Origin of the sequence: Kitasatospora sp. NPDC086791, from assembly GCF_040685975.1 — a bacterium.
Taxonomy (GTDB): Bacteria; Actinomycetota; Actinomycetes; order Streptomycetales; family Streptomycetaceae; genus Kitasatospora.
In genome coordinates, this window is the sequence record NZ_JBFBOC010000033.1 from 64,996 (window position 1) to 68,630 (window position 3,635).

A 3,635-nucleotide genomic window follows, 5' to 3' on the forward strand; every position below is an offset into this window, starting at 1 on the left:
AGGCACGCACGCAGGCAGGCGGGCAGGCGGGCAGGCGGGCAGGTGGGCAGGTGGGCAGGTGGGCCGGCAGGCAGGCGGGCCGGCAGGCACGCAGGCCGGCGGGCCGGCAGGCCGGCAGGCACGCACGCAGGCCGGCGGGCTGGCAGGCGGGTGGGCCGGCAGGCCGGCAGGCACGCACGCAGGCAGGCGGGCAGGCGGGCAGGCGGGCAGGTGGGCAGGTGGGCAGGTGGGCCGGCAGGCAGGCGGGCCGGCAGGCACGCAGGCAGGCAGGCACGCAGGCAGGCGGGCAGGTGGGCCGGCAGGCAGGCGGGCCGGCAGGCACGCAGGCAGGCGGGCCGGCAGGCGGGTGGGCCGGCAGGCCGGCAGGCACGCACGCAGGCAGGCAGGCCCGCAGGCCCGCAGGCAGGCAGGCAGGCGGGCAGGCAGGTGGGCCGGCAGGCACGCGGCAGCAGGCGGCAGGCCCACGGCCCACAGCAGGCGGCGGCAAGCAGCAGGCAAGTGGGCAAGCGGGCAAGCGACAGCAGACGGCAGGCCCACGGCCCACAGCAGGCGGCGGCAAGCAGCAGGCAAGTGGGCAAGCGGGCAAGCGACAGCAGACGGCAGGCCGACGGCCCACAGCAGGCGGCGGCAAGCAGCAGCCGGCACACGGCAAGCTGCAGGCAGCAGCCAGCAAGCGGGCACGCGGGCAAGCGGCAGCAGGCAGCAGGCAGCAAGCGGGCACGCGGGCAAGCGGCAGCAGGCAGCAGGCCGACGGCCCACAGCAGGCGGCGGCAGGCCGCAGGCAGGTGGGCACGCGACAGCAGGCGGCAGCCGGCACACGGCAGGCTGCAGGCAGCAGTGGGCAGGCAGCAGCAGGCTGCAGGCCTACGGCTCACGGCCGACGGCGGCAGGCCACAGGCGGGCAGGCGGCAGCCGGCACATGGCAGGCCGCAGGCAGGCGGTGACCCCCAGGGGCCACCCGGAGCCACCGGGCCCGACCGCCGTCCGGTCACCGGGGTCCGACTCCCGGCCCCCGGCCGCCCCCGGCCCCCGGACCGGCCACCAGGGCCACCGCCCGGCCGCTACCCGGCCACCGGTCCCAACTCCCGCACCCTGTCGCCAGAACCCGATCCGCAGGCGACCACCGGACACCCCGGGGGCGACCACCGCCCGGCCACCGGCCCCCTCCCCCGGGACGGCCACCGGGCGACAAGAGAACAGCACAGGACCGGGAACCACGGGACCAGGGACCGGGGCAACCCCCCGGAACCGAGGGACCAGGGCGAACAAGGGAACCCGAGGACCGGGGAACCGGCCAACCCGGGGATCGGGGACCGGAACCGGCCAACCCGGGAAACCGGAACCGGAACCGGGGAACCGGGGAACCGGCCAACCCGGGGATCGGGGACCGGACCCGGGAAACCCGGGGAACCGGGGAACCGGGGAACCGGGGAACCGGGACCAAGGCCGCGCCCCACCGAGCAACCGCCCACCCGCACCACCACCGCACCACCGCACCACCGCGTTACGGCACCACCGCGTTACGGCGTTACGGCACCACCGCACCACCGCGTTACGGCACAGGCACCATCACCGCTCCGCCGCCCGACCCACCCGGGCGGCAGGCCCGCCACCGTCACCCACCGACCGCAAACCACCCGGGACTCCACCGCCCTTGCACCGACGGCCGACCGACGACCCGCACCACAAACGTCACCCCCGCCGGCCGGACCACCCGGACCCGTGCCCCCTATGACGGCACCCGCCACCAGCCGGACCGGCACCACAACTCCACACCCGTTCACACGCCGACACGCCCCACCCCCAGGACGTGACACCGCCACCGGCCGAACACCCAGGACGCCCGCCCCCGGACCCCCGGGGCCCGCGGGCCACCCCCACACCCCCGGAACACCCCCACACCCACAGCAACCCCGCAGCCACCACAACCCCACACCACCCCGGTGTCCGGCCCACCCGGCCCGGACCCGCCGACCCCAGCCGCCGCCGCGACCGTCCGACGAACCACCCACACAACCCGCCACCACACCGGCCGCACCACACCGCACCGGGCCGAGCCGGCTCCACCCGCCCGTACCCCTTGCCCACCACCCCGCCCACACCACCGATCAGGAGACCCACCCACGATGAACCGACCCCACCTGTCCAGGCGCGCCGTCCTCACCGGCGCCGCCGCCACCGTCATCGGCTACAACACCGCCACCCGCTCCTGGGCCGCCACCGGCGACCCCACCACCTCCCGCGTGATCCCCGTCCCCGCCCTCCAGGGCACCCTCACCACCAGCCCCGCCACCCGCGCCGCGTTCGCCCAGGACTTCGGCCGCCTCACCACCACCACCCCCTACGCCGTCCTCACCCCCGCCGGCGCCCAGGACATCGCCACCGTCATCAACTTCGCCCGCCGCCACAACCTCAAAGTCGCCATGAACGGCCAAAGCGGCACCGGCAACGACCTCGAATCACACTCCAACTACGGCCAAGCCGGCGCCGCCGGCGGCATCAGCATCAACGCCCGCGCCCTCAACCGCATCCACACCATCACCCCCACCAACGCCACCGTCGACGCCGGCGTCACCTGGGCCCAACTCACCGAAGCCACCCTCACCCAAGGCCTCACACCCCCCTGCCTCACCGACTACCTCCACCTCTCCATCGGCGGCACCATCAGCATCGGCGGCATCGGCTCCACCGTCCACAAACACGGCCTCCAAGCCGACACCGTCGAAGCCATCGAAATCGTCACCGGCACCGGCCGCATCCTCACCGCCACCCCCACCCGCAACACCGAGCTCTTCCACACCGCCCTCGCCGGCGCCGGCCAGGTCGGCATCATCACCCGCGTCACCCTCAAACTCGTCCCCGCCCCCGAACGCGCCCTCGTCTTCACCCTCTACTACGACGACCTCACCACCTACCTCACCGACCAGCAGACCCTCCTCGCCGACGGCCGCTTCCCCTCCCAGGTCGGCGAAATCCTCATCCAACCCGCAGGCCGGCCCCCCCGCTACAAAATCGAAGCCGTCGCCCACTACAACGGCACCACACCCCCCGCCACCACCCCCCTCCTCACCGGCCTCAACCCCGTCCCCACCGACACCACCATCACCGACACCACCTACCGCGACTACACCTACCGCGCCGACACCTTCGCCGACACCATCAAAAACCTCGGCTACTGGAACGCCCCCAAACCCTGGCTCTCCCTCTTCCTCCCCGCCTCCCGCACCCACACCTTCCTCACCGAAACCCTCCCCCAACTCACCCCCGACGACATCGGCCAAGGCCTCCTCCTCTGCTACCCCTTCCACACCGCCAAACTCACCCACCCCCTCGCCATCACCCCGAACGAACCCACCGCCTACCTCTTCGACCTCCTCGCCTTCCCCCACCCCGCCACCGACCCCACCCCCGCCCTCACCCGCAACCGCCGCCTCTACGACCGCGCCGTCCAACTCGGCGCGAAACGCTACCTCGTCGGCGCGATCCCCCACATGACCCCCACCGACTGGCAAACCCACTACGGCCCCCACTGGACCACCCTCACCACCACCAAAAACCACCACGACCCCACCCACACCCTCACCCCCGGCCAAAACATCTTCCCCTAACCCCCCCAACACCCCCGGACACCACCC

General features: G+C 73.9%; 1 protein-coding gene. It reads left to right on the plus strand.

Features of this window, described 5'->3' with window-relative positions:
* Positions 1-2,126: 2,126 nt before the first annotated feature.
* Positions 2,127-3,608 (plus strand): FAD-binding protein, encoded by a 1,482-nt coding sequence (locus AB0Q99_RS29285; RefSeq protein WP_363576583.1) that lies wholly within the window; start codon positions 2,127-2,129, stop codon positions 3,606-3,608.
* Positions 3,609-3,635 lie beyond the last annotated feature (27 nt).